Raw genomic sequence first — 23,374 nt, forward strand, 5'->3', positions numbered from 1 at the left:
AGGGGCCCGCAACACGCGGGCCCCTTCGCCGACAGCGACGACCGCCACGCGCAGCGGTACGCTGGTGCTCATGGCTGGGGACTTCATGCGCATCGGGGATGCTGAACGCGACGACGCTGTCGGGATGCTCCGCGAGCACCACGCCACCGGCCGGTTGAGCTCGGAGGAATTCGACGACCGGATGTCGCGCGCGCTGAGCGCCCGCACGGAGAGCGACCTGACGTCGCTGTTCCTGGACCTGCCCAACCCCAAGCCGGGCAGCCCGTACCCCGCCTCGGCGCCGTCGCCGCAGCCCGTGGTGCCGCCGGTCTACGGCTACGACCTCAACACGCAGGGCTACGGCTACGAGCAGGAGCCCATGCCGTACGCCGAGCCCAATGCGCCCGTCCAGCTGGGCAAGCCTCCGCGCCCCTGGTACGCGCAGTGGTGGATGATCTTCGTGGGCATCGCGCTGGCCGGGGCACTGGACTGGGGCTTCCTCGTGGTGCTCATGGCGCTGTGGATCTGGCTGATCTACCCCATGGTGTTCGAGAACCGACGCGGCCTCGGCGCGGCGCCCAGCATGGAGCCGCCCCGCCCCCTGACCTACTCGGAGCGCGAGTACGTCATGGACGAGGTGCGCGCCGGCCGCAAGATCAACGCCGTCAAGCGTTACCGCGAACTCACCGGGGCGGATCTCCGCACGGCGAAGAACACCGTGGACTCCTGGAGCCGGCAGATCGGCCGCTAGCTGGTTCCGCCGCCCGGCAGGAACAGTCGTTCATCACCCGAGTTGGCGTTGTAGAACCCGACGCCGTGCTTGGCCGCCAGCGAACGACCGGTCCTGGCGGCCTTCTCGGCCTCGCCGTCGGGGCAGCTCGCCACCGTGACGGTGCGGCCGAAGCGGTAGGTGGTGGTGCCGTCGTCGTCGGCGTAGGGGCCGTTGAGGGCGGGGAAGTGGCTCGAGAAATCAGAGAACCAGTTGCGGAGGGCGACGGTGCCCGCGTCGGGGTCGTCGTCGGGGGTGCTCTGCTGTTGGAACCAGGCGACGAAGGCGTCGTCGTCGGTGGGAGCGCCCACGGGATTGAACACGGCGATGTCGTAGCTCATGTGCCGACGTTAGTCCCCCCTGTCTGGGCCCGTGGGGGGAATGGTTGGATGGGTCCATGGCCAACCTCCACGATGTGCGGCGCGACTACACCGGCGCGCCCCTGCCCGACGATGTCGCCTCGGTCGAACCCTGGCGGCTGCTCGACGACTGGGTCAACGACGCGCTCGCCGGCGGGGAACCGGAGCCGACGGCAGTGACGCTGGCCACCGTCGACGTCGACGGTCGCCCGCAGGCGCGGATCGTGCTGCTGAAGGAGATCTCGCCGGACGGGCTGGTGGTCTTCACCAGCTATGAGTCGGCCAAGGGCCGGGAGTTGGCTGAGCACCCCGTCGCCTCCGTGTCGTTCTGGTGGCCGCTGCAGATGCGGCAGGTCCGGGCGGTCGGCTCGGTGACCAGGCTGGCGCGGGAGCGGTCCGAGGAGTACTTCGCCAAGCGCCCCCGCGAGAGCCAGTTGGAGGCGTGGGCCTCGCACCAGTCGTCGCCGATCCGCTCCCGCGACGACCTGGTCGCCGCGCTGGAGGAGGCCAGGCGGCGTTTCGAGGGACGGGACGTGCCGTGCCCACCGCACTGGGGTGGCTACGTGCTCAGCGTCGACACCTTCGAGTTCTGGCAGGGGCTGCCGGGCCGCCTGCACGACCGGGTCGTCTGCCGCCGCACCGCCGACGGGTGGGCGAACGAGCGCCTGCAGCCTTGAGCGCTTGGATCAGTCTGCTGCTGCGAGACCTGCGATGACCCGCAGTTCTGAGACCTCGGGCAGCGACCAGTCCACGTCGGCGTCGTCCTCGGGGTACGGCTCCATCATGTGCGACAGGTACGAGAGCTGCCCGTCCTCGATGTCGAGCATGAGCACGTGGGTGGCGCCGTCGCGCGTGAACGTGGCGCTCGCCGGGAACGTGTAGCTGTCCAGCAGCGTGAGGGGAGCCTCCGGGTCCGGCACCAGGAGGTAGTGGCCGTCCTCGTCGCGGCACACGGCGTCCTCGAGCTGGACGCGCAGTTCCTCGCTGCCGTAATCGTCGACCGCGTCGAGCAGCGCGGTGATGACCGCCCGCGCCTCGGCCGGGAGCGGCTCCAGCGTCTCCGGGAGCGGCTGGCCGAACTCGTCGAACCCGTCAGCATCCTCCGCCGCGGGCTCGGAACCCTGCGCCAGGGAGACCGTCATCATCGAGGCGAAGACACCGGCAGCGGCCCAGAGCCGGGGGCGCCTGATGCCCAGTCGCTGCAGCTGCTTGATGGACCAGGCGTCGCTGCGGGCCAGGAGGTCCTGCGCGCCGTAGGTCACGCCGGCCGTGCCCAGCGCCAGACCGGTGCTCAGGCCGGCGGGGCGGTAGGTGCCGTCGTCGGGCAGCGCCACCTCGGCGGCGGTGCCCCCGGCCATGGCCAGCCAGTAGGCGTGCTTCTTCCACCCGCTGAGGCGGTTGGGGTCGATCAGGGTGATGCCCGCCCACGCGGCGGACTTCAGAACTGCGGTGGCGAGAGCGGAGCGACTGATGCGTCGGGTCATGCCCGCCACACTAGTCCCCACCGCAGGGGGCTCGTTCTCCCGGATAGCAGTGGGGCGTGACCGGCCGCAGCCGCCAGGGCATCAGGCCGGGCGCAACTCCAACAGCAGCGCGCTCTCGCCGTCCTGCAGCAGCCAGATCGCGCCGTCGGGGCCCTCCTCGACGGCCCGGATGCGGGCGCCCATCGGCCAGGTCTCCTGTTCGGCGGCGGTCTCGCCGTCCAGCTTCACCCGCACCAACGCCTCGCCGGAGAGGGCGCCGAGGAAGGCGTCCCCCGTCCAGCCGGGGAACAGGCTGCCCTGGTAGATCATCAGCGAACCGGGCGAGATCGACGGGGTCCAGAACACCTTCGGCGGCTCGAAACCGTCGCCGGAAGCGTGGTCCGGGATGGGCCCGCCGCCGTAGTGGGAACCGTTGGAGGCGGCTGGCCAGCCGTAGTTGAGGCCCGGCTTGATCAGGTTGAGTTCGTCGCCGCCCTCGGGCCCCATCTCCGACGCCCACAGGCGGCCGTCGGCGTCGAACGCCAGGCCCAGGGGGTTGCGGTGCCCCATGGACCAGAACTGCTGCGCTGCGGGCGCATCCTCCTGGAAGGGGTTGTCGGGGGCCGGTTGTCCGTCGAGGGTGAGGCGCAGGATCTTGCCGAGCGTGTTGTCCATCTCCTGCGCCGGGTCCATCTTCTGGCGGTCGCCGGAGCTGACGAAGAGGTGGTCGCCCTGGATGGCCATGCGGTGGGAGAAGTGGCCGTCGCCGTCCACCTTCGGGGTCTGGGCCCAGATCTTGGTCACGTTGCTCAGCGTGGCGGCGTCGACGTCGAGCGTGGCCGTGCCGATCACCGCGCCCGACCCGCCGTCACCACGCTCCACCCAGGAGAGGTAGACGGTGCCGTCGGTCTCGAACGTCGGCCCGGCGACGATGTCGCCGAAGCCGCCCTGGCCCGCGACGGCGACCTCAGGAACGCCGCTCACCTCGCGCACGGTGCCGTCCGGCGAGCGCAGCTTCAGCGCCCCGGTGCGCTCGGTGATGGCCAGGAGATCCGTGCCCGGCAGGAACTCCAACGCCCACGGGTTGGTGTAGGCCTCATGCTCCGTGACGGCGAACTCGTGGGTCTCGGGCACCGGCTCCGTCGACTCCGCGGTGGGCGATTCCGCGACGGTGGGCTCCGCCGCCGTGGACGACGCCTCGGGGGCGGCCGGTGACGGCGCGGACGGTGCGGAGGTGGTGAAGTTGGGGGAGGTGGCGGGAGTGGGCGCCGGGTCTCCCGGCCTGGGCTGCTCACCCGGGCCGGTGCAGGCGGCCAGCGTCAGTGCGGCAGTGAGGACAAGCGGTGCAAGTACTCGCATGCCACGACGCTACCAGCCGGTCCGGCGGGCGCGTCACACCCGCTGGGTCAGCTTGCGCCCAGCCGCATCCAGTGGTCGCCGCGGGCGCGCAGACCCAGCGTGAGAGCCCGCAACCCCATGAACCCGACGGCGAACGCGAGCCACAACCACGTGAGCCCTGGCACTCCGGCGTCGACGGTGAGCGCACCGAACGACAGGGGAGCGTAGCCCAGCAGCGTGATCACCCCGGCGATGGCCAGGTAGCGGCCGTCCCCGGCGCCGATCAGCACGCCGTCGAGGAGGAACACGTAACCGGCCAGCGGGAGCGTGACGGCGATCAGGACCAGCAGCCAGGCGACGAGCGTGCGGACCGCGTCGTCCGGTGCGAAGAACGCCGCCACCGGTTCCCGGACGAGCAGCACGAGCACGCCGATCACTGCGCCGCCGCCCACGGACCACCAGGTCATGAGGCGGGTGGAGTCGCGGGCCTCCTTCGGGTTGGCCGCCCCCAGCGCCGTGCCGATGATGGTCTGCCCGGCGATGGCGAGCGCGTCGAGGGCGTAGGAGAGCAGACCCCACACCTGCATCACGACGTGGTGCGCGGCCAGTCCGGCCGTGCCCTGCCGGGCGGCGATGTAGGTGGTGATGAGGAGCGCGATGCGCAGGGTGACGGTGCGCAGCAACAGCGGGACGCCGACAGCGAGGCTGCTCATCATCTCCGTCCACGACGGGCGGAGCCTCGCCCCTGCGGCGCGGGCCTTGCGCGCGACGAGCAGGGCCGCCGTCGCGCCCAGCGCGGTTTCTGCCAGCGCGGTGCCGAGGCCTGCGCCGCCGATGCCCATCTGGAGGCCGACGACGAGCGCCACGTTGAGCACCAGGTTGAGCGCCGCGCTGCTGATGGACAGCACCAGCGGGGTGCGGGGGTCCGCGAGCCCGCGGAAGGTGCCGGTGGCGGCGAGCATCACGAGCATGCCCGGCAACCCGGGGAGGGACCAGCGCAGGTACTCCACCGCCTGGGTGTGCACGTCGCCCGTCGCCCCCAGCGCGGTGGCCAGCAACGGCGAGGCGATCCAGACGAGTGCGCCCACCGTCGCCCCGATGAGGCCGGCCAGCCACATGGCCTGGACGCCCAGCTCGATGCCCCGGCCGCGGTGACCGGCGCCGATCTGGCGCGCCACCACGGACGTCGAGCCGTAGGCGAGGAAGATCATCAGGCCGGTGGCCGTGGTGAGCAGGCCGGAACCGATGCCGAGGCCGGCGAGCGGAACGGTGCCGAGGTGGCCCACGATCCAGGTGTCCGCCAGCATCATCAACGGCTGGGCGACCAGCGCGGCGAAGGCGGGCACCGCTAGGGCGAGGACACGTCGGCTCAAACTCATGGCGGGGGCGAGTCTATGCCCCTGTCACGGCGCCTCATCTCCGGCGCCTGCCCGTTGGGACCGGCGGTTCAGTACCCGCGTTTGGTGTTCCAGTCCCAGATGTACCAGGCGTAGATGATGTTGCCGATGCCGCCGGTGAGGAAGAACAGGAGCAGGTGCACCCAGAACGAGTTGTACTTGCGGTACATAGCGACGGGCCCGCTCTGGTTGACGAACACCTGCTGGACCGGGGCCATGGGTTGGTGCGCGTACATGGGCGGCGGGTAGGGCGGCGGCATCTGCGGCGGGCCGTAGGGCGAGGGCGGCAGGTGGGGCGCGGCGTAGGGCGGCGGTGGGGGAGTCTGCAGCGGGGCCGGCGACGGGACCGCGGGCAGGCTTGACGCGGGGCCGGGCTTGGGTGCGGGCAGATCCAAGAAGAGCGAGGCCAGTTCCCCGAGCGTGCGGGCCGTCAGCGCGTTGCCGATCCGTTCGTTGAACTCCTCGGAGCTGAGCCTGCCCTGCTCGGCATGGGTCTGGAGGAACCCGACGGCCTCGTTGCGTTCCAGGTCTCCGATGCGGAGCTGCAGGTTGTCCATGACCTCAGGCTAGCTGCGTAGGGCGACAAAATCCCCGCGCCCTACGGACCGCTCACCATCCCCGGCCCCGGGGGCCGGGCGAGTCCTCCATGGTGTCGTCGGTGAAGGGCAGCGCCCCGCCGGGCCAGCGCTGCGCCGCGTGCCCTGTGACCCAGCGGTAGCCGAGCGACAAAATCCCCGCGCCCCACGGACCGCTCACCATCCCCGGCCCCGGGGGCCGGGCGAGTCCTCCATGGTGTCGTCGGTGAAGGGCAGCGCCCCGCCGGGCCAGCGCTGCGCCGCGTGCCCCGTGACCCAGCGGTAGCCGAAGAGCCGGCGCCCGGATTCACGCTCGATCGGCCCGGTGTCGGGCTTGGTGTCGGACGCCAACATCAGCAGGTTCCCGAAGCGTCGGCCCTTGTAGACGTCGTTCTCCATCCCGATCATCGAATGCTTCCACCGTTGGTTGAGCCCGCCGGCGAGCTTCCGGGCCCACTCGAAGGGCGCCTTGTCGGTGATGTTGAAGATGACGACGGCGTCGCCCCTGCCGATGCGCCGCAGGTCGTCCAGCGCCTGTTGGGTCACCAGGTCTCCCGGCACCACGAGTTCCTTGAAGGCATCGACGATGATGACGTCGGCCCACTGCGAGGGCATCGCGGCCAACCCGGTGCGGCCGTCGACGTCGCGCACCTTGATCCCGGAACGGGTGGGCAGCGGGATCTTGCGCCGCACCTCCTCGGTGAGCTCGACGTCGGGCTCGCACACCACCTGGGCAGTCTCCGGCCGACGGTGGGCCACCCAGCGCGGGATGGTCATGCCGGCGCCGCCGATGTGAACGACGCGGAGCCGCTGGTCCGCAGGCGCCCGAAAGGCCGAGTGCTCCAGCAGCAGGGAGATGTGCGCCACGTACTCGAACAGGAGCAGATCCGGCTGGTACGGATCCACGTAGGACTGCGACGTGGGGCCGAACCGGACGTAGTACGCCCCCATCGTTTCGGGGTCGGGAAAGAGTCGGTCAGCCACCTGGAGAGCCTAGCCAAACCTCAGCGGCGGCGCTGCAGGCAAGGGCTGGAGGGGCCTCCCTGAGGCGGATCCTGTCCACCGGTATACCGTTTTCCCTGCCCGTTACCTACGGTGCCGTAGGCTAGGGGGCATGACCACAACGGGGGTCATCGCCCCTCAGCCCCAGGCCACGTCGGTCGCGAAGCGCGTTCTCGGCGGTGTACGTAAGGGCGCCCGCAGGGTTGCGGAGGCCATCGCCACCCCGCTTCTCCCCGAAGACTTCCTCGACCTCATCAGCCCACTGGGCTCCGGTGCCGAACTCCGCGGCCGGGTGCTGGGCGTCCGCGCCGAAGGCCCCAACGCCACCACCGTCACCATCCGTCCCGGCAGGGGTTGGCGCCCCCACACGCCCGGTCAGTACGTCCGCATCGGCTTCGACGTGGACGGCGTGCGCCTGTGGCGCGCGTACTCCCTGACCAGCCCCGTGAATGCGGACACCTTCACCATCACGGCACGCGCCATCCCGGACGGCAAGGTCAGCAACTTCGTCCGCAGCCTCGCCCCGGGCACGCTGCTCCACCTGGACCAGGCCGAAGGCCTCTTCACGCTGCCCACGCCCACCCCGCCCGCAGCGCTGTTCCTGACGGCGGGCTCCGGCATCACGCCCATCATGGGCATGCTGCGCAACGACCCCCTGCCGGCGGATGTGGTCATCGTGCACTCCGCCCCCCGCGAGGCCGAGGCGCTGTTCCTCCCTGAGCTGCGTCGCCTCGAGGCGGCCGGCCGCCTGCGGCTGGTCACCCGCTTCACCGCCGTCGACGGCATCCTCACGCCGGACCAACTCGACTCGGTGGTCCCTGACTGGCGCAGCCGCGACACCTGGGCCTGCGGCCCTGCCGCCATGCTCGACGACGCGGAGGCCCACTGGGCCGCCGAAGGCCTGGGGGAGCGGTTGCACACCGAACGCTTCCGCGCGGCCATCATCGCCGTCGGCGACGGTGGCGCGGTGACGTTCGACACCTCCGGGGTGACGGTGGACGCCGACGCCGCCACCACCCTGCTCGACGCCGGCGAGAGCGCCGGTGTCCTGATGCCCTCCGGATGCCGGATGGGTATCTGCTTCAACTGCGTGTTGCCGCTCACCGGCGGCAGCATCCGCGACCTACGCACCGGGGACGTCACCACGGCTGATCCGCAAGACCCTGTACTCGTCCAGACCTGCGTATCGGCCGCGGCCGGACCCTGTCACCTCACCGTTTAGGACATGCCATGACAGCAACTACGGAAGTTCGCTCCAACCGCATCACCGCCAGCACACCGCAACAGCGTGCCGAGACCTCGTCGACGGGGCGGCGCAACCCCATCGCCCATCTCAGCCCGGCAGACATCGAGGCCATCGGCCGCGAGCTCGACGAGCTCCGCGACGAGGTGCTCAACAGCCGCGGCGCCAACGACGCCGACTACATCCGCGGCGTCATCCGGCTTCAGCGCATGCTGGAGGCGGGCAGCCGCGTGATGCTGCTGTTCTCGAAGTTCCCGCCGGCGTTCATCGCGGGCACCGCGGGGCTGACGTTCGCCAAGATCATCGAGAACACCGAGATCGGCCACAACATCCTCCACGGGCAGTGGGACTGGATGCGCGACAAGAAGATCCACTCCAGCACGTGGGAATGGGATTTCGCGTCGCCGGCGGACCAGTGGAAGCGCTCGCACAACGTCGAGCACCACACCTACACCAACGTGGTCGGCATGGACAACGACCTGGGCTACAACATCATGCGGGTGGACTCCGGCCAGGAATGGGAGCTCAAGCACCTGTTCCAGTCCGTGACGAATTTCTTCACCATGCTGTTCTTCGAGTACGGCATCGCCGCCTACGACATGCAGATCAAGGAGTGGAAGGACGGCAAGCGGTCCACGGCTGAGTTCAAGGCCGACCTGACCGCCACGCTGAAGAAGATCGGCAAGCAGTTCAGCAAGGACTACGTGGTGCACCCGCTGCTGTCGGGTCCGTCGGCGTTGCCCACGCTGGCCGCCAACGTGATCGCCAACACCCTGCGCAACATCTGGACCCACTCGGTGATCCTGTGCGGGCACCTGCCTGAGGGCGTCGAGACGTTCGAGACGGAATCCATCGAGGGCGAGACCCGGGGCGAGTGGTACCTGCGGCAGATGCTCGGCTCCGCCAACATCACCGGCTCGAGGGTGATGCACCTGATGACCGGGCACCTCTCGCACCAGATCGAGCACCACCTGTTCCCGGACATGCCCAGCAACCGGTACCCGCAGATCGCGCCGCGGATCCAGGAACTGATGGAGCGCCACAACCTGCGCTACGTCTCCGGGCCCCTGTACAAGCAGGTGTTCTCTGCCTGGCGCACGGTGCTGCGCCATTCGCTGCCGGACAAGCGCGAGGGTTCGAGCCGGCTGCGCGAGGTGGCCGGCGCCGCACGCGACGCAGTCGGTGAGGTCGTTCGCAACACGCGCGGCATGTGGCTGCCCCGGCGGGCCGCCGTCGCGTCGTAGGCGACTATCCTGTGCTCCGACCGCCGTTGAGGGCATAGGAGGTGCGCGTCGTGCGGGAAGACCGGCCAAGTAGCCACCAGCAGTTGGGGCGAACCTTCATCACGCAGCAACGCGTGATCGCCATGCTGAGCTTCTTCCTGCCGGTGTCGCTCATCGGTTGGAGCCTGATCAGCGGCGAAGGCCTCCGCGGCAGCATCTCGGAGTACTACTACACGCCGATGCGCGACGTGTTCGTCGGCACGCTGTGCGCGCTGGCCCTGTTCCTCTGGTCCTACCGCGGCTACCACCCCACCAACCCGGAGCTGCGGGCCGATCGGATCGTGGCCAAGGTGGCCTCGATCGCCGCGGCCCTCGTCGCGCTGGCCCCGCTCCAGCCGCGGCAGGCGGAGTGGGACTGCACGGTGCTGCAATGCGTGTTCGGGGTGGGCACCACCTACTGGCTGCACAATGTCGCCGCTTCGGTGTTCCTGCTGGCGCTGGCGACCTTCTGCCTGATCCTGTTCCCCCTGAGCGCCATCCCGGAGCATGACCTGGGACCCCGCCTGGTGGCCTACGGCATCAGCGGCGCCACCATCGTGATCTCGGTGCTCCTGATGGTGCTGTGGACGTTCCTGCCCGTGGAGATCTACTTCATGCTGGGCCGCTACAAGCCCATCCTGATGTTGGAGACGATCGCGATGGTGGCCTTCGCGTGGAGCTGGTTCCTGCGGAGCCGCGCCGTCGAGCACGCCGCGCTCGCCCGGTTCAGGCCGCCCGAAGAGGTGGCGGCCTGACCCCGTCGTCGTCGCGGCGCGAACGGGGCGGCGTCAGTCGCCCTCGGCGTCCTGCCTCGGCACGAAGCTGAGCACGCCGCAGTCGTGGCACCGGACGGCGTCGCCGTCGAGCAGCGCCTGCACGCCCACCTGCTTCTTCCACTCCAGGTACCGCGCGCGGTCCAGGTGCGCCACCTGGGCGGGGTCGATGACCTCCACCTGGTAGCTGTCGCACTCCGGGCATTGGGGCGTGGCGTCGAGCCACTGCACCTCGAAGTCGTCTCCCATGAGGCTGAAGTTGCCGCATTCCGGGCAGTCCCAGCACATGAGGATGGTTTCCGGGTCGATGTCGTAGCGATTCACCAGATCATCGAACGACTGGGGGTCCACCGCCCGAAGGTCCGTCGGGTCCAGCCAGGTGACCGGTGCCTCGCAGTAGTCGCAGACCTTCTCCGACATCAGCTGCAGGATCTTCTGCGCCTCTTCGTCGTCCTCCAGGGAGCGCAGGAATTCCTCGTCGACGACGACCTCCTCGTCGGCGACCGGGGGATCTGTGGGTTCAATCGTGGCCATGGGTCAGTCCTCTCAGTGCTGGTCGCGCTGACGGGCCTGTTCCTTCAGCACCTTCTGGTGCGTCTCGCGCTCGTCGACGAGCCAGCCCGGCGGGTTGGCCAGCAGCTCGCCGATCTCATCGCCGGTCAGCGCCTCCTTCACGCCGGAGCGGGCGAGGCCCGACTTCGAGACCCCCAGCTTCTGCGCGACGACGTCGCGGGGGAACGGGCCGTTGCGGCGCAGCTCCACCAACCACTCCGGCGGGTCGTCACGGAGCGCGTCGACCTCTTCGCGGGTGATGGGGGTGGTGCGGAAGTCCTCGGGCGCGGCGGGCAGGTAGATGCCCAGTTTGGCCGCTGCGGTGATCGGCTTCATCGTCTGGCTCATGCCCGAAGCGTAGCCCTGCAGTAGCCTCAACGCATGACAGCAGCAGACGACGGCGGCCTGCGCATCGGCTTCGTGCCGGGCGTCACGCTCACCAAATGGCGCCGCATCTGGGGCGAGCGGTTCCGCGAACCGCTGGAGGTGACGGAGATCACTGAGGCGGAGCAGCGGCGCGCCGTGGTCGCCGGCGACGTCGACCTGTGTTTCGTGCGGCTGCCCATCGACAAGAACGGGCTGCACGTCATCCCGCTCTACGAGGAACAGCCCGTGCTGTGGTTGAGCAAGGACCACCTCCTGGCGGCGCTGGACGAGGTCACCGCCGAGGACCTGGCGGAGGACGGCACGCGGGTGATTCACGACGCGGAGCCGGAGAGCGTCGACCTCGCCGCCTACTCCGCCGCCGTGCTCCGGGTGCCGATGTCGATCGCGCGCTCCGGTAGCCGGAAGGACATGGTCTATCTCCCGGTCGTCGATGCGGAGCCGACCACGGTCGGGCTGGCCTGGCGGGTGGACAACGAGCACCCCCGGATCGAGGACTTCATCGGCGTGGTGCGCGGCCGCACGGTCAACAGCACGCGGACGGCCCAGGCCAAGGGGGAGAAGCCCCCGAAGGAGCAGCCGCGCGCGGCGAAGCCCCCGCAGCCGAAGGGTCGACGGAGCCCACGCCGCCGTTGACCGCGGAGGCTCGCCGCCCAGTGGTGTCCGCTGGGACGGGCTCAGGGACCGCGAGGCGGGGGCATCCTGCAAGAATGGGTCCGTGGCGACTCGGGTGATCAGGGAGAAGCGGGGCATCTCCCCGTTCCTGCTGCTCCTCGTGACCCTGCTCGTCGTGATCCTCGCGGTGGGCGGGTACGTCGGCTGGCAGGTCTGGGGGACCACTGCGTTCGCCCGTGACCGTGCCGTCGACGAGATCACCCGGCTCCGCACGGAATGGGACGCGCCGCTCCCTCCCGAATTGCTGCAGGAGGATCCCGCCGCCCCGCCGCTCATCGCGGAGCCCGGCATGCATGAAGCCAACTGGCTGCTGCGCATTCCGGCCTTCAGCGCGGAGTGGCCGATCATCGCCGGGGTCGAGCCCACGGATCTCAACCGGGGGGTCGGCTGGTACCCCGGCAGCGCGTTGCCCGGCCAGTTGGGCAACTTCGCACTGGCGGGCAACTGCGTGACGGAGGGCGAGCCCTTCCGCCGCCTCCTCGAGTTGCGGCAGGGCGACGACATCATCGTCGAGACCCGCACCGCCACCTTCACCTACGAGATCGTCTCGGCCCCCGCCGAGCTCACCGTCGGGGCTGACGACAACTGGGTCCTCGAGCCGGTCCCCGGCCACCCCGACGTCGTGCCCCACCAGGCGCTCATCACCCTCACCACCTGCGAGGATCTGTTCCCCACCCCGGACCGGGCCGTCGGCTTCGGCACCCTCAGCGACACGGAGAAGAAGACATCATGACCGACCGCACCGAACTCATCGAGCACGTCCAGAACCTCGCCGTCGTGCACGGCAAGGTCACCCTCGCCTCCGGCAAGGAGGCCGACTACTACGTCGACATGCGCCGCGTGACGCTCGACGGCGCGGCCGCCCCCGTCGTCGGCCGCGTGATGAACGACCTGGTCGCGGACCTCGACTTCGACGCCGTGGGCGGCCTCACGCTGGGCGCCGACCCTGTCGCCACCGCCATGCTCCACTCGAAGGCCGCAGCCGGCGGACGCCTGGACGTGTTCGTGGTGCGCAAGGAGAGCAAGTCGCACGGCATGCAGCGCCGGATCGAGGGCACCGAGGTCTCGGGCCGCCGGGTGCTGGTCGTCGAGGACACCTCCACGACGGGCGGCTCGGCCCTCACCGCAGTCGAGGCCGTGCGGGAGGCGGGCGCCGAGGTGGTGGCCGTGGCGGTGGTCGTCGACCGCGGCACCGGTGCGGCCGAGGCTGTCGCCGAAGCCGGGCTCGATTACCGCTACGCCCTCAACCTGGCCGACCTCGGCCTCTGACCCCCTTTTCGGGACCCCATCCAATTGCTCCGGTGAGACCCTGCCCGTGGCTTCGCGCCTGCGGTAGCGTGATTCCCGAAGATAGGAGAACTTCGTGGACACACTGCTGATCATCCTGGCCGTGCTGGTCGTCCTCGCCCTCGGCGTGGTCCTCTGGGGCGTTGCGGCCTACAACGGTTTCGTCAAGAGCCGCAACCTCATCCAGGAATCCTGGCGCCAGATCGACGTCGAACTCAATCGGCGCTATGAGCTGATCCCCAACCTGGTGGAGACGGTCCGCGGCTACGCGGCGCACGAGCGCAACACGCTCGAGCAGATCACCGCGCTGCGCAACCAGGCCCGTGCGCTCGCCGGCCAGAGCGGCGGCCAGCCCAGCCAAGAGCGCGCCGCCGTCGAATCCGAACTGACCCAGGCGGTGCACAACCTGCTGGTGTCGGTGGAGGCCTACCCGGATCTGAAGTCCAACCAGAACTTCATGCAGCTCCAGCGCGAACTGACGGACACGGAGGATCGCATCGCCGCCTCGCGTCGCTTCTACAACGCCAACGTGCGTGACTACAACACGCGCATCGAATCGGTGCCCAGCAACATCATCGCCGGGTTCGCGAAGTTCGAGAAGGCCACGTACTTCGAGGTCAACGACCCGATGGTCCGCCAGGCCCCCGACGTGAACTTCGGCGAGATCTCCCAGCGCCCCGCCGCCGCCCCCGAGCAGCAGCAGCAGATCGCGCCGCAGCAGCAGTACCAGCAGCCGGTCCAGCCGCCGCAGCAGCAGATCCAGCAGCCGCAGCAGCAGCCCGCGGAGCGGCCCCCGTTCGAGAACTGAGCGGCCGGTGAGCAGGCAGACGCCCCTTCGTCGTAGCGACGGAGGGGCGTCTTCCGCTTTCGGCTCTCCCGCCGTCGGCCCCGACCCACGTCGCGCCCGGCCGTCGGCCCCGAATCCAGATTCGGCGTCGTCCGCGACCTCAGATCTAGATTCGGCCCCCCACTCCACCCCACCCCAAATCCAGATCCAGCGTCATCAACCACCCCAAATCTGGATTCGGCGTCGTCCGCGACCTCAGATCTAGATTCGGGCCCCACGCCACCCCACCCCAAATCCAGATCCAGCGTCATCAACCACCGCAAATCTAGATTCAGCGTCATCAACCACCCCAGATCTTGATGTGGAGCCATCGCCCCAACCAGACGTCCCTCGTCAGCCAGGCGACACGCGGATGCCACTAGGCGTTTTGTTGAAAACCGCTCGATATAGTTGAAACCTCAACCAAAGACTGTTAGAGTTTCAACTACCACCCCGGAAAGGAAACAACATGTCACTCAACGAACTCCACGGCACCTTCGTCCTCGATCCCGCCCACACCACCTTCTCCTTCGTGACCCGCCACGCGATGGTCACCAAGGTCCGCGGCTCCTTCGAGAAGTTCGAGGGCCAGGCCGTCATCAACGCCGACGATGTGAAGGCCAGCACCCTCGAGGTCACCATCGACGCCGCGTCGATCAACACCCGCAACGCCGACCGCGACGGCCACGTCCGCTCCGCCGACTTCTTCGATGTCGAGAACTACCCCACCTGGACCTTCAAGGGCACCGACTTCTCCATCGAAGGCGACACCGTCAACGTGACCGGCGACCTCACCATCAAGGACGTCACCAAGTCCATCACCATCCCGCTGGAGTACCAGGGCTCGGCCCTCGACCCCTTCGGCAACACCCGCGTGGGCTTCGAAGGCTCCAAGCAGATCCAGCGCTCCGACTTCGGCCTGACCTGGAACGCAGCCCTCGAGACCGGTGGCTTCCTCGTCTCCGACAAGGTCGTCCTCGAGTTCGAGATCTCGGCCATCAAGCAGGCCTGATCTCCCCAGATCACCACAGGAACGCCCCGGTGACCACACCGGGGCGTTCTTCTGTCTCCGCTCAGGGGAGCGGGTCAGGAACCGTAGCCGAGCGACTCGTATTCGGGGTGCTTGGCCATCCAACTCTTGACGAACGGGCAGATCGGCAACACCTTGCGGTCGCCGGCCCCGCGCACGTCGTCGAGGGCGCCGCGGACGAGGGTGGAGCCCAGGCCCTTGCCCTCGAAGGCGGGGTCGATCTCCGTGTGGGTGAACGTGATGAGCTCGTTGCTCAGGATGTAGTCGGCGAAACCGGCGAGGTCGTCGCCCAGCCGGATCTCGTAGCGGTTCTGCTCGGGATTGTTGGTTACGGTGGCTTTTTCGGTCATGTGTCGACGATACGTCCACCTGACATACTGGAGCGCATGCCATGCTGTGACACATCGGAGGGGTCCCAACGTCTGCCTCTCAGAGGTAAACCGAGATGACCCCTGTTGTATCCCTGCTCGTAGGCGTCCTGGTCGTGCTCCTGATCACGGTCGCCACCGGCTATTTCGTGGCGCAGGAGTTCGCCTACGTCGCCGTTGACCGGTCCAAGTTGGGCAGCCGCGCCAAGGCCGGCGACGACCGCGCGGCCCGCACCCTCGAGATCACCCGCCGCACCTCGTTCATGCTCTCCGGCGCCCAGCTGGGCATCACCGTCACGGGACTGCTCGTCGGGTACGTCGCGGAGCCGCTGATCGGCCAGGCCATCGGCTCCCTGCTCGACGGCGGGGCGCTCACCGCGGTCAGCGTGGCCATCGGCGGATTCGTCGCCATCGGGTTCTCCACGTTCGTGCAGATGCTGATCGGCGAGCTGTTCCCCAAGAACTACGCCATCGCCCGCTCGACGGTGGTGGCGGACGCGCTGACGCCGTCGACGCGCATCTACCTGGCCGTGTTCGGCCCCATCATCTGGGTCTTCGACAAGGCCGCCGAACTGCTGCTCCGCGCGCTGCGGATCGAGCCCGTGCACGACGTCGAGTCGGCCGCGTCGGCCACAGATCTCGAGCGCGTCGTCGCCGCCTCGCGCGAATCCGGCACGCTGTCGCCTCAGCTGGCGCACATCCTGGACCGGATCCTCGACTTCCCCCGCCGCGACCTCGACCACGCCATGAACCCCCGCGTGCACGTCGACGTGGTGCGCGCCGACGCCACCATCGGCGAGGTGCGCAACCTCATGGCCACCGGCCACACCCGCTACCCCGTGGTGGACGAGCATGATTCGGTGATCGGGGTGGTCCAGTTGGCAGATGTGCTGCGCACCGGCCGCGCCCTCGACGAGCCCGTGCTGCGCATCGCCCGCGAGCCCTTCCGGCTGCCGGACCTCACCAAGCTGCCGGACGCCGAGAACCAGCTGCGCGCCGCCGGCGAGCAGATGGCCTGCATCATCGACGAGTTCGGCGTCTTCGTGGGCGTCGTGACCCTCGAGGACCTGGCCGAGGAGGTCATCGGCGAGCTGACCGACGAGCACGACCCCGACAACCCCGATTACCTCCCGCAGTCCGACGACGGCGTCTGGGTCATGCCCGGCGACGTCCACGTGGACGAGGTGGAGCGCGCCATCGGACTCAAGCTCCCCGGCGGCGACTTCGAGACCATCTCCGGCCTCATCATCCACTCCCTGGGGGACCTGCCGGAGGAGGGCGCCGTCGTGAACCTCGTGCTGGAGCCGACGGCGGCGCAGCGTGCCATCGACTCCCACTCCCCGGCGCACCTCGTGCGCATCGAGGTGCTGGCCGTGGAGCGCCACGTGGCCTCCCGCGTGCGGATCTCGCTGCCTGAACTGGGGGAGCAGAAATGACGTTGCTCGAGACAGGCATGAGCGGCTGGACCGTCACCCTCTGGACCGTGCTGATCATCGTGCTGAGCGCGTTCTTCGTCGCCGTCGAATTTGCGCTGATGGCCGCCAAGCCGCACCGGCTGGAGGAGCGGGCGGGCACATTCGCCGGCCGTGCCGCCATCAAGAGTTCGCATGAACTCACCCTGGTGCTGGCCGGCTCCCAACTGGGCATCACGGTGTGCACGCTGGCGCTCGGCGCCATCACCAAGCCCGCCGTGCACCACGCGCTGACCCCGCTGTTGGAGGTCACCGGGCTGCCCGCCGCCGTCGCCGACGTCGCGTCGTTCGTGCTGGCGCTGATCATCGTCACGTTCCTCCACCTGGTGGTCGGGGAGATGGCCCCCAAGTCCTGGGCCATCGCGCACCCCGAGGAATCCTCGGTGCTGCTGGCGGTGCCGATGCGGGCCTTCATGTTCGTGGTCCGCCCCATCCTCAAGGCGATGAACGCGATGGCCAACTGGCTGGTCCGCAAGGCCGGCGCGGAGCCCGTCGACGGGCTGTCGGCCACGCAGGACGTCGCCGGCCTGCGTCACCTGGTGGAGCATTCCGCCAACGTCGGCGCCCTGGAGGCCAGCTTCCAGTCGTCGATCACGTCCGTGCTGACCCTGCGCGAGCGCCAGGTGCGCGAACTGGTGCCGGAGGGGCAGGAACTGGCCGCCATCCCGGTGACCGGCACCCTGGCGGACGTGCAGACGGTGACGCGCAACCACGGCCACATGCGGGTGCTCGTCCGCGACGGTGGAACCACCGTCGGCATCGTGCACGTCCGCGACACCCTGGACGAGCCGGACCTGTCGCGCCCCGCGATGGACCTGGCCCGCCCGCCCGTACGGCTGCCCGCGGACACCGGTGTCGCCACCGCGCTCAACCAGCTGCGCCTGGCCCGCACCCAGATCGCCGTGGTGACCGACGGCGACCTCGAGATCGGCATCGTCACCCTCAGCGACGTGCTGCCCGGGCTGATGCCCACGGGCATCGTCCAATCCGTCGATGCGGGCTGAGCCGCTATCCTGCCGGGCATGACCGACGAGCCCCACGACCCCACTGCGCCAACCGTGGGAGTGGGGCCGCACCCGGAGCCGTGGCCGGACGACGAGCGCCTCGACGCGGAACTGCTGCGCGACGGCGACCGCCGCAACGTCATCGACCGGTACCGGTACTGGAAGCTCGAGGCCATCGTCGCCGATCTTGACCGCACCCGCTCCCGGCTGCACGTGGCCATTCAGAACTGGGAGCACGACTTCAACATCGGCTCCATCGTGCGCACCGCCAACGCGTTCAACGTGGCGGCCGTTCACATCGTCGGGAAGCGACGGTGGAACCGACGCGGCGCGATGGTCACGGACCGCTACCTCCACGTCCACCACCACGAGGACGAGGCGTCGCTGCTGGCCTTCCTCGCGGAGCGCGGCGTCACGGCTGTGGGCGTCGACAACCTGCCCGGTTCCGTGCCCCTGGAGACGGCGGAACTCCCCGCCGACTGCTGCCTCGTCTTCGGCTCCGAGGGCCCCGGCCTGACGGAGGCGATGGTGGCGGGCTGCGAGCAGTTGGTGGCCATCACGCAGCACGGCTCCACCCGCTCGATGAACGCCGGGGCGGCCGCGGCGATCGCGATGTACCACTGGAGTTGCAGCACGGGCCGGCCTCAACCGGGGTGGCGCTAGCATGACCTCCATGCAGCAGCAGGGACAGCGATTCGCGGCCGGGCTGACGCCACTGCCCACGGCGGCACGCGTCACGAGAGCGCGGAGCACCCTGCGGTGGCGCGTGATCTCGACGGTGGTTTCGCTCGTTCTGCTGGTGGTGTTCTGGTTCTTCTTCGGCCGCGACTGGTCGCTGGGCTGGACCATCGGCATCGCCGCCCTGTGGCTTGTGTCGACGGTGTTCTGGCTCGTGCTGTCGGCCGTCGGGCTGAGCAACGCCAAGAAGGATCTGGCCGCCATCACCGACGGAGTGGCGTTCTATCTGGACCCCAAGGGCGTCGAATTCGTCCACCCCACCGCAGTGACGGTGCCGTGGGCCGAGGTGACGGCGCTGAAGCTCGCAGGCCACAACTTCGGCGCCGGGCCCAACCTCGTCGTCGAGGCCAACGGCCAACTGGCGGCCAAGGTGCCCGTGACGTTCCTCGACGCCGCCCCGGCGGTCATCGACTCCGCCGCCCAGGCGTACTCGCTGGGCCGGGTGCGCCTCGACACCACGGCGCTCGACAACCTGCTCTGACCCTCCGACACGATCCCAGCGCCCCGGGAATGTCCGGGGCTACAACCCGGACCCAGACGGTGTGGTATTCAGCCGACGCGATAGGCTGGGCGGGAACCAGCTTTCATCGAGAAAAAAGGGGCTCCCATGCCAGTTGCAACTCCTGAGGTCTACACGGAGATGCTCGACCGGGCCAAGGCGGGCAAGTTCGCCTACCCGGCCATCAACGTCTCCTCTTCGCAGACCCTCAACGCCGCTCTCCAGGGCTTCGCCGAAGCAGGCTCGGACGGCATTCTGCAGGTCTCCACCGGCGGCGCCGAGTACTTCTCCGGCCCCACCATCAAGGACAAGATCGCCGGCGCAGCCGCTTTCGCGGCCTACGCCCAGGAAGTCGCCAAGAACTACCCTGTCAACGTGGCTCTCCACACGGACCACTGCCCGAAGGACAAGCTGGACAGCTTCGTGCGTCCGCTGCTCGCCATCTCGGAAGAGCGCGTCGCCCGCGGCGAACTGCCGCTGTTCCAGTCGCACATGTGGGACGGTTCCGCTGTTCCCATGGAGGAGAACCTGCAGATCGCTGCTGAGCTCCTCGAGCGTTGCGCCAAGGCCAACATCGTCCTCGAGATCGAGGTCGGCGTCGTCGGCGGCGAAGAGGACGGCGTCGAAGCCGCCATCAACGAGAAGCTCTACACCACCGTTGAAGACGGCCTGCGCACCATCGAGGTCCTCGGCCTCGGCGAGAAGGGCCGCTACATGACGGCCCTCACCTTCGGCAACGTGCACGGCGTGTACAAGCCGGGTGCCGTCAAGCTGCGCCCGGAGCTCCTCAAGGAGATCCAGGACGCCGTCGGCGCCAAGTACGGCAAGGAGAAGCCGTTCGACCTCGTGTTCCACGGCGGTTCCGGCTCCACCGCGCAGGAGATTTCCGACGCGGTTGACCACGGTGTCATCAAGATGAACATCGACACCGACACCCAGTACGCCTTCACCCGCCCGGTCGTCACGCACATGTTCAAGAACTACGACGGTGTGCTGAAGATCGACGGTGAGGTCGGCAACAAGAAGCTGTACGACCCCCGCGCCTGGGGCAAGGCAGCCGAGGCCGGCATGGCCGCCCGCGTCGTGGAGGCCTGCCAGCAGCTCCGCTCCGCCGGCCAGTCGTCCAAGTGACGCCTCGCTGACGCACTGAACAGAACTGCGGCCGGTCCCCTGGGGGGCCGGCCGCAGTTGTTTTCGTCAGGTCAGCGGAACCGGACGATGTTGTTGAGGATCTCCTTCGTCACCCAGGTGTACTGGGTGCCGCCGGCCGCCGTGGGCAGTGCCGCGATCACGCTGGCGCTCAGGTAGGTGCGGCAGCCGCCGCGGCCCGTGGCGGCGGTGTCGCACTCGGTGCGCCACCTGCGGCCGTCGGCCGATGTCCAGGCGCCGTTGCGGGCCAACGGGTTCGTGCCCCACTGGGCGCGCGTCATCCGCGGCAGGTAGGTGAGGTTGTTGAACACCCAGCCGTTCGTCTGGGTGAACACACCCGCCTTGGCGGTGACGGTGGTGGCCATGATCATCGTGCGGCAGCGCACCGTCTGCGAGTACGGCTCGCAGGCCGTGAACCATTGGCGCCCGTTGACCATGTGCAGCCCGGGCGTGTTGTACACGTCCCGCACCTCGGGCTTCGGGGCCGCGGTGGTGGGCTTCTTCGTGGGCGTGGGGCTGGGCTCCGGCTCCTCGGTGGGCTCGTCGAGCCACTGGAACGCGGGCGAGGTCCACACCTCGGTCCTGGCCGGGAGGTCCGAGTTGGTCACCCGGATCCGCAGCACGTACTGGCCCTGCGGGGCCGGCACGAGTTCGCCGTCGGCATCGATCAGCAGGCCGTCCCACGCCGCGGAGTTGCCGTCGGGGGAGCGCCACGGCGTGCGCTCGGTGTACACCTCCTGGGCGCTGGCCTCGATCGGCGCTCCGGCAGCATCCACGGCGAGCACCGACAAGGTCACCGACGACGCCGGGGTGGCCAGCAGGAAACCGACCGCGGGCAGCGCCCATTCGTTGTAGGGCATGGGTTCCTCCACCGGGCTGAACGACGGCGTCATGTCGACGCACAGTCGCCCCTCCCGCTGGAGGCAGTCCCACAGCACGCCCAGGAAGGGCGGGGACTGGCTGTCGTCGCCCAGCACCAGCGGCGCGGCGCTGTAGTCGCCCTTCATGCCGGCGAAGGGGACCTGGATGGAGTGGCCCTCCGTCGTGAACCGGAGGTAGCCGCTGTAGATGGCGGTCTCGGCCGCGGCCTCCGGGGCGTCGATGGTCACGTCCACGGTGGCGCTGCCGCCCGCCGGCACGGTGATCGTCGGCGACGAGAAGGTCACCTGGGCCTGTTCCTGCGTGAAGTCCGGCCGGTTCTGCAACCTGGATTCCCCCCAGGCGACAGACGTGGTCACGGCGTCCTGATGCGTGGCGGTCCACGTCACCGCGGCGTCCGTGGCGTTGGTCAGGGTGAGCGTCTGGCGGAACGGGCCGTCGGCCGACTGACCGGTGGCGAGCTTCGACGGCGTGACCAGGTGTTGCTGCGTGATCGCCCGGTCCACATGGATCAGGCCCGCCCCCTGCCGGTGCGCGCCGTCGAGCACGCCGGATTCCGGCATGAAGGAGAAGGCGGCAGGGGTCGCGGTGTTCTGCAGCCTCGTGCGGACCTCGGCGGGAGTGGCGGCGGGGTCGCCCTGCAGTAGCAGCGCGGCAGCGCCCGCCACGTGCGGCGACGCCATCGACGTGCCGGACATCAGGGCGTGGCCGCCCATCGCCAACGGCATCGTCGAGTAGACGTTGCCGCCCGGCGCCCCGAGATCCGGCTTGAGGCCGAGTTCGGCATCGAGGCCCCACGAGGTGAACACCGAGGCCAGGCCTGGGGTGTAGGGGTTGGGGTCGTCGATGAAGGTACCCGGCACCGTGACCGTGACCGGACCCTGCTCAAGCGCCGCCTGCACCTGGCGTCCCGCGTCGGAGAGGATGCCGATGACGGGCGCGCCGTCGCTCCACACCCAGTCCCAGAAGTACTGCTTGTGCAGCACGACGCCGATCGCGCCGGACTGGAGCGCGAGCTGGGTGCGTCGTTCGATGTCGCAGCCGCCGTCGCCGGAGAAGAACGCCACCTTCCCGGCCAGCGTCGGGTCCGGCTTGCACTGCAGGGGGTCGCTGAAGGTGGCCAGTTCGCCGGTGAAGCCCGTCGGCACCGGGGCCTCGGACACCACGGTGTAGCCGGAGCGGATGGCCTCGCCCGCGGCGGGAGTGAAGACCACCTCGGGGGTGGAGATGCTGGTGGCGTCGAACGAGGCCACGGAGATCGCCTTGGCGGCCACAGACGGGGCGCGCAGCGTCTGGGTGCCGAACTCGCCCTCGTTGCCGGCGGCGACCACCAGCACCACGCCGGCGTCGACCATGCGGTCACCGGCCTGCGAGAGCGGGTGGTTCGCTGAGCTCTGCAGCGGCCAGCCCAGGCTCATGTTGACCACGTCCATGCCGTCGGCGGTGGCGCGCTCCATGGCGTCGAGCACGATGGCCATGGTGGTGTCGCCGCTGCAGGTCAGCACCTTGTAGGCGCCGAGGGTGGCTTCGGGGGCGACGCCCACCACGTCGCCGGCGCCGCCGACGGTGCCCGCCACGTGCGTGCCGTGGCCCAGGCAGTCCATGGGGTCGCCGTCGGGCGTGATCTCGCCCACCTCGCCGAACTCATCGGGGAAGGACGTCCAGTCGTCGCCGATGAAGTCCCAGCCGTAGGCCACGCGCTCGGTGGGGAACGTGGTGGTCTCCGAACCGGTGCCGCCCAGGTCGGGGTGCGCGTAGTCGATGCCGGAGTCGATGATGCCCACCTTGACGCCCCTGCCGGTGGCGCCGAGCTCGCTCTGGGCGCGGTCCGCGCCGATCATGGCGAGCGTCGGCCTGGTGGCGGAACCCTCGGCCGACGGAGGGGCGGCCGGCACCCGCATCGCCAGCACCGGGTGCACGGATTTCACCGAACGCAGCCCGGCCAACTTCCGGGCCTGGGCGTCGTCGGCCTTCACGGTCACGCCGTTGAACAGCCGCGTGTAGATGCGGCCCACCTCCGCGGGCAGGCTCGCGGCACGCGCCTCGGCGGTGAAATCCGAGCGGTTGCGTTGGAGCTGGGTCTGCCGGCCGCCGGAGGCGGTGGGCTGGGAGCGGAACTCGACGAACCATTCGCCGGTGGGCCTGGTCCTCCCCAGGTCTGCGGCCGGGTTGGTCACGTAGTCGGCGAGGTTGCCGAGGTTGACGGGCGCGGGGGCCTCGTCGTCGGCGCGCGACACCGCGGGGGAGAGTGCGAGAGCAGCGACGACGAGCGAAGTCATCGCCGTGCGCCACCAACGTTGCTGGAACATGGCGTCCTTCCGTTGCCAAGAGATGAGCACAACCTACTGGTC

25 protein-coding genes are annotated in these 23,374 nt (G+C 69.4%); 15 read left to right on the forward strand and 10 right to left on the reverse strand.

The window, feature by feature from the left end:
- The first annotated feature begins 70 nt into the window (after positions 1-70).
- Positions 71-730 (forward strand): DUF1707 SHOCT-like domain-containing protein, encoded by a 660-nt coding sequence (locus ACX1DX_RS12830; protein ID WP_459396902.1) that lies wholly within the window; start codon positions 71-73, stop codon positions 728-730.
- Here the strand turns inward: ACX1DX_RS12830 and ACX1DX_RS12835 are convergent.
- Positions 727-1,089 (reverse strand): hypothetical protein, encoded by a 363-nt coding sequence (locus tag ACX1DX_RS12835; RefSeq protein WP_459396903.1) that lies wholly within the window; start codon positions 1,087-1,089, stop codon positions 727-729. The two genes, ACX1DX_RS12830 and ACX1DX_RS12835, sit on opposite strands and share 4 nt — an antisense overlap.
- A 56-nt stretch (positions 1,090-1,145) precedes the next feature.
- Between ACX1DX_RS12835 and pdxH the strand changes: the two genes are divergently transcribed.
- The gene (pdxH, locus tag ACX1DX_RS12840; RefSeq protein WP_459396904.1) at positions 1,146-1,784 is read left to right on the forward strand and encodes a pyridoxamine 5'-phosphate oxidase; all 639 of its coding nucleotides are present in this window, start codon (positions 1,146-1,148) and stop codon (positions 1,782-1,784) included.
- A gap of 9 nt (positions 1,785-1,793) precedes the next feature.
- Here the strand turns inward: pdxH and ACX1DX_RS12845 are convergent, their stop codons facing one another.
- From ACX1DX_RS12845 to ACX1DX_RS12865, 5 genes are all read right to left on the reverse strand, one after another.
- On the reverse strand, positions 1,794-2,591 hold the full coding sequence (locus tag ACX1DX_RS12845; protein ID WP_459396905.1) for a hypothetical protein: 798 nt from the start codon (positions 2,589-2,591) through the stop codon (positions 1,794-1,796).
- 81 nt (positions 2,592-2,672) lie between these two features.
- Complete coding sequence (locus tag ACX1DX_RS12850; protein ID WP_459396906.1) at positions 2,673-3,929, reverse strand: PQQ-dependent sugar dehydrogenase; 1,257 nt, start codon at positions 3,927-3,929, stop codon at positions 2,673-2,675.
- Positions 3,930-3,976: 47 nt separating this feature from the next.
- A complete protein-coding gene (locus ACX1DX_RS12855; RefSeq protein WP_459396907.1) occupies positions 3,977-5,287 on the reverse strand; it encodes an MATE family efflux transporter in 1,311 nt (436 codons plus the stop codon).
- Between the two features lie 68 nt (positions 5,288-5,355).
- Positions 5,356-5,862, reverse strand: coding sequence for a DUF1707 SHOCT-like domain-containing protein (locus ACX1DX_RS12860; RefSeq protein ID WP_459396908.1), 507 nt, complete (start codon positions 5,860-5,862; stop codon positions 5,356-5,358).
- Between the two features lie 195 nt (positions 5,863-6,057).
- A complete protein-coding gene (locus tag ACX1DX_RS12865; RefSeq protein ID WP_459396909.1) occupies positions 6,058-6,864 on the reverse strand; it encodes a spermidine synthase in 807 nt (268 codons plus the stop codon).
- A gap of 130 nt (positions 6,865-6,994) precedes the next feature.
- On the opposite strand from ACX1DX_RS12865, the gene ACX1DX_RS12870 reads away from it, so the two are divergent.
- The 3 genes from ACX1DX_RS12870 to ACX1DX_RS12880 are packed head-to-tail and all read left to right on the forward strand — an operon-like array spanning position 6,995 to position 10,142.
- On the forward strand, positions 6,995-8,104 hold the full coding sequence (locus ACX1DX_RS12870; RefSeq protein ID WP_459396910.1) for a ferredoxin reductase: 1,110 nt from the start codon (positions 6,995-6,997) through the stop codon (positions 8,102-8,104).
- Between the two features lie 8 nt (positions 8,105-8,112).
- On the forward strand, positions 8,113-9,369 hold the full coding sequence (locus ACX1DX_RS12875) for a fatty acid desaturase family protein (protein WP_459396911.1): 1,257 nt from the start codon (positions 8,113-8,115) through the stop codon (positions 9,367-9,369).
- A gap of 50 nt (positions 9,370-9,419) precedes the next feature.
- Complete coding sequence (locus tag ACX1DX_RS12880) at positions 9,420-10,142, forward strand: hypothetical protein (RefSeq protein WP_459396912.1); 723 nt, start codon at positions 9,420-9,422, stop codon at positions 10,140-10,142.
- A 33-nt stretch (positions 10,143-10,175) separates the two neighbouring features.
- Here ACX1DX_RS12880 and ACX1DX_RS12885 read toward each other — a convergent pair whose 3' ends face one another.
- Positions 10,176-10,694: a hypothetical protein gene (locus ACX1DX_RS12885; RefSeq protein ID WP_076063684.1), complete on the reverse strand. Its 519-nt coding sequence runs from the start codon at positions 10,692-10,694 to the stop codon at positions 10,176-10,178.
- A 12-nt stretch (positions 10,695-10,706) separates the two neighbouring features.
- The gene (locus ACX1DX_RS12890) at positions 10,707-11,060 is read right to left on the reverse strand and encodes a DUF5997 family protein (RefSeq protein ID WP_459396913.1); all 354 of its coding nucleotides are present in this window, start codon (positions 11,058-11,060) and stop codon (positions 10,707-10,709) included.
- A 33-nt stretch (positions 11,061-11,093) separates the two neighbouring features.
- Between ACX1DX_RS12890 and ACX1DX_RS12895 the strand changes: the two genes are divergently transcribed.
- The 5 genes from ACX1DX_RS12895 to ACX1DX_RS12915 all read left to right on the forward strand — a co-directional run bounded on the left by ACX1DX_RS12895 (position 11,094) and on the right by ACX1DX_RS12915 (position 14,896).
- Complete coding sequence (locus ACX1DX_RS12895; protein WP_459396914.1) at positions 11,094-11,732, forward strand: LysR family transcriptional regulator substrate-binding protein; 639 nt, start codon at positions 11,094-11,096, stop codon at positions 11,730-11,732.
- Between the two features lie 82 nt (positions 11,733-11,814).
- The gene (locus ACX1DX_RS12900) at positions 11,815-12,504 is read left to right on the forward strand and encodes a class E sortase (protein ID WP_459396915.1); all 690 of its coding nucleotides are present in this window, start codon (positions 11,815-11,817) and stop codon (positions 12,502-12,504) included.
- Positions 12,501-13,040, forward strand: a complete 540-nt coding sequence (gene pyrE / locus ACX1DX_RS12905; RefSeq protein ID WP_459396916.1) for an orotate phosphoribosyltransferase — start codon at positions 12,501-12,503, stop codon at positions 13,038-13,040. Before ACX1DX_RS12900 ends, pyrE begins: the two co-directional genes overlap by 4 nt.
- Positions 13,041-13,134: 94 nt before the next feature.
- Complete coding sequence (locus ACX1DX_RS12910; protein ID WP_459396917.1) at positions 13,135-13,866, forward strand: LemA family protein; 732 nt, start codon at positions 13,135-13,137, stop codon at positions 13,864-13,866.
- Positions 13,867-14,353: 487 nt separating this feature from the next.
- Positions 14,354-14,896, forward strand: a complete 543-nt coding sequence (locus tag ACX1DX_RS12915) for a YceI family protein (RefSeq protein ID WP_076063695.1) — start codon at positions 14,354-14,356, stop codon at positions 14,894-14,896.
- 74 nt (positions 14,897-14,970) lie between these two features.
- Here ACX1DX_RS12915 and ACX1DX_RS12920 read toward each other — a convergent pair whose 3' ends face one another.
- Positions 14,971-15,333 carry a GNAT family N-acetyltransferase gene (locus ACX1DX_RS12920; RefSeq protein ID WP_459396918.1) on the reverse strand — a complete coding sequence of 121 codons (363 nt, stop codon included), beginning with the start codon at positions 15,331-15,333 and terminating at the stop codon, positions 14,971-14,973.
- Positions 15,334-15,359: 26 nt separating this feature from the next.
- Here ACX1DX_RS12920 and ACX1DX_RS12925 point away from each other — a divergent pair, with 26 nt between their 5' ends.
- The 5 genes from ACX1DX_RS12925 to fbaA all read left to right on the forward strand — a co-directional run bounded on the left by ACX1DX_RS12925 (position 15,360) and on the right by fbaA (position 20,126).
- The gene (locus ACX1DX_RS12925) at positions 15,360-16,718 is read left to right on the forward strand and encodes a hemolysin family protein (protein WP_459396919.1); all 1,359 of its coding nucleotides are present in this window, start codon (positions 15,360-15,362) and stop codon (positions 16,716-16,718) included.
- The gene (locus ACX1DX_RS12930) at positions 16,715-17,758 is read left to right on the forward strand and encodes a hemolysin family protein (protein WP_459396920.1); all 1,044 of its coding nucleotides are present in this window, start codon (positions 16,715-16,717) and stop codon (positions 17,756-17,758) included. The genes ACX1DX_RS12925 and ACX1DX_RS12930 overlap by 4 nt, the downstream gene beginning before the upstream one ends.
- 18 nt (positions 17,759-17,776) lie before the next feature.
- The gene (locus ACX1DX_RS12935) at positions 17,777-18,421 is read left to right on the forward strand and encodes a TrmH family RNA methyltransferase (RefSeq protein ID WP_459396921.1); all 645 of its coding nucleotides are present in this window, start codon (positions 17,777-17,779) and stop codon (positions 18,419-18,421) included.
- 10 nt (positions 18,422-18,431) lie between these two features.
- Entirely contained in the window at positions 18,432-18,977 is a 546-nt protein-coding gene (locus tag ACX1DX_RS12940; RefSeq protein WP_459396922.1) for a hypothetical protein, read from the forward strand.
- Positions 18,978-19,103: 126 nt separating this feature from the next.
- Entirely contained in the window at positions 19,104-20,126 is a 1,023-nt protein-coding gene (gene fbaA / locus ACX1DX_RS12945; protein WP_459396923.1) for a class II fructose-bisphosphate aldolase, read from the forward strand.
- A 71-nt stretch (positions 20,127-20,197) separates the two neighbouring features.
- Here fbaA and ACX1DX_RS12950 read toward each other — a convergent pair whose 3' ends face one another.
- Positions 20,198-23,332 (reverse strand): S8 family serine peptidase, encoded by a 3,135-nt coding sequence (locus ACX1DX_RS12950; protein WP_459396924.1) that lies wholly within the window; start codon positions 23,330-23,332, stop codon positions 20,198-20,200.
- Between the last annotated feature and the right edge of the window lie 42 nt (positions 23,333-23,374).

The sequence above is a fragment of the Tessaracoccus zhenghani genome (assembly GCF_054552775.1).

Bases quoted from the DNA above. Each gene is read 5' to 3' on its own strand.
- ACX1DX_RS12890 (WP_459396913.1), bottom strand. From the start codon at position 11,060: ATGAGCCAGACGATGAAGCCGATCACCGCAGCGGCCAAACTGGGCATC.
- fbaA (WP_459396923.1), top strand. From the start codon at position 19,104: ATGCCAGTTGCAACTCCTGAGGTCTACACGGAGATGCTCGACCGGGCC.
- ACX1DX_RS12935 (WP_459396921.1), top strand. From the start codon at position 17,777: ATGACCGACGAGCCCCACGACCCCACTGCGCCAACCGTGGGAGTGGGG.
- ACX1DX_RS12830 (WP_459396902.1), top strand. From the start codon at position 71: ATGGCTGGGGACTTCATGCGCATCGGGGATGCTGAACGCGACGACGCT.
- ACX1DX_RS12885 (WP_076063684.1), bottom strand. From the start codon at position 10,694: ATGGCCACGATTGAACCCACAGATCCCCCGGTCGCCGACGAGGAGGTC.
- ACX1DX_RS12925 (WP_459396919.1), top strand. From the start codon at position 15,360: ATGACCCCTGTTGTATCCCTGCTCGTAGGCGTCCTGGTCGTGCTCCTG.
- ACX1DX_RS12860 (WP_459396908.1), bottom strand. From the start codon at position 5,862: ATGGACAACCTGCAGCTCCGCATCGGAGACCTGGAACGCAACGAGGCC.
- pdxH (WP_459396904.1), top strand. From the start codon at position 1,146: ATGGCCAACCTCCACGATGTGCGGCGCGACTACACCGGCGCGCCCCTG.
- ACX1DX_RS12895 (WP_459396914.1), top strand. From the start codon at position 11,094: ATGACAGCAGCAGACGACGGCGGCCTGCGCATCGGCTTCGTGCCGGGC.
- ACX1DX_RS12850 (WP_459396906.1), bottom strand. From the start codon at position 3,929: ATGCGAGTACTTGCACCGCTTGTCCTCACTGCCGCACTGACGCTGGCC.
- ACX1DX_RS12855 (WP_459396907.1), bottom strand. From the start codon at position 5,287: ATGAGTTTGAGCCGACGTGTCCTCGCCCTAGCGGTGCCCGCCTTCGCC.
- ACX1DX_RS12875 (WP_459396911.1), top strand. From the start codon at position 8,113: ATGACAGCAACTACGGAAGTTCGCTCCAACCGCATCACCGCCAGCACA.
- ACX1DX_RS12845 (WP_459396905.1), bottom strand. From the start codon at position 2,591: ATGACCCGACGCATCAGTCGCTCCGCTCTCGCCACCGCAGTTCTGAAG.
- ACX1DX_RS12870 (WP_459396910.1), top strand. From the start codon at position 6,995: ATGACCACAACGGGGGTCATCGCCCCTCAGCCCCAGGCCACGTCGGTC.
- ACX1DX_RS12915 (WP_076063695.1), top strand. From the start codon at position 14,354: ATGTCACTCAACGAACTCCACGGCACCTTCGTCCTCGATCCCGCCCAC.
- ACX1DX_RS12930 (WP_459396920.1), top strand. From the start codon at position 16,715: ATGACGTTGCTCGAGACAGGCATGAGCGGCTGGACCGTCACCCTCTGG.
- ACX1DX_RS12835 (WP_459396903.1), bottom strand. From the start codon at position 1,089: ATGAGCTACGACATCGCCGTGTTCAATCCCGTGGGCGCTCCCACCGAC.
- ACX1DX_RS12950 (WP_459396924.1), bottom strand. From the start codon at position 23,332: ATGTTCCAGCAACGTTGGTGGCGCACGGCGATGACTTCGCTCGTCGTC.
- pyrE (WP_459396916.1), top strand. From the start codon at position 12,501: ATGACCGACCGCACCGAACTCATCGAGCACGTCCAGAACCTCGCCGTC.
- ACX1DX_RS12940 (WP_459396922.1), top strand. From the start codon at position 18,432: ATGCAGCAGCAGGGACAGCGATTCGCGGCCGGGCTGACGCCACTGCCC.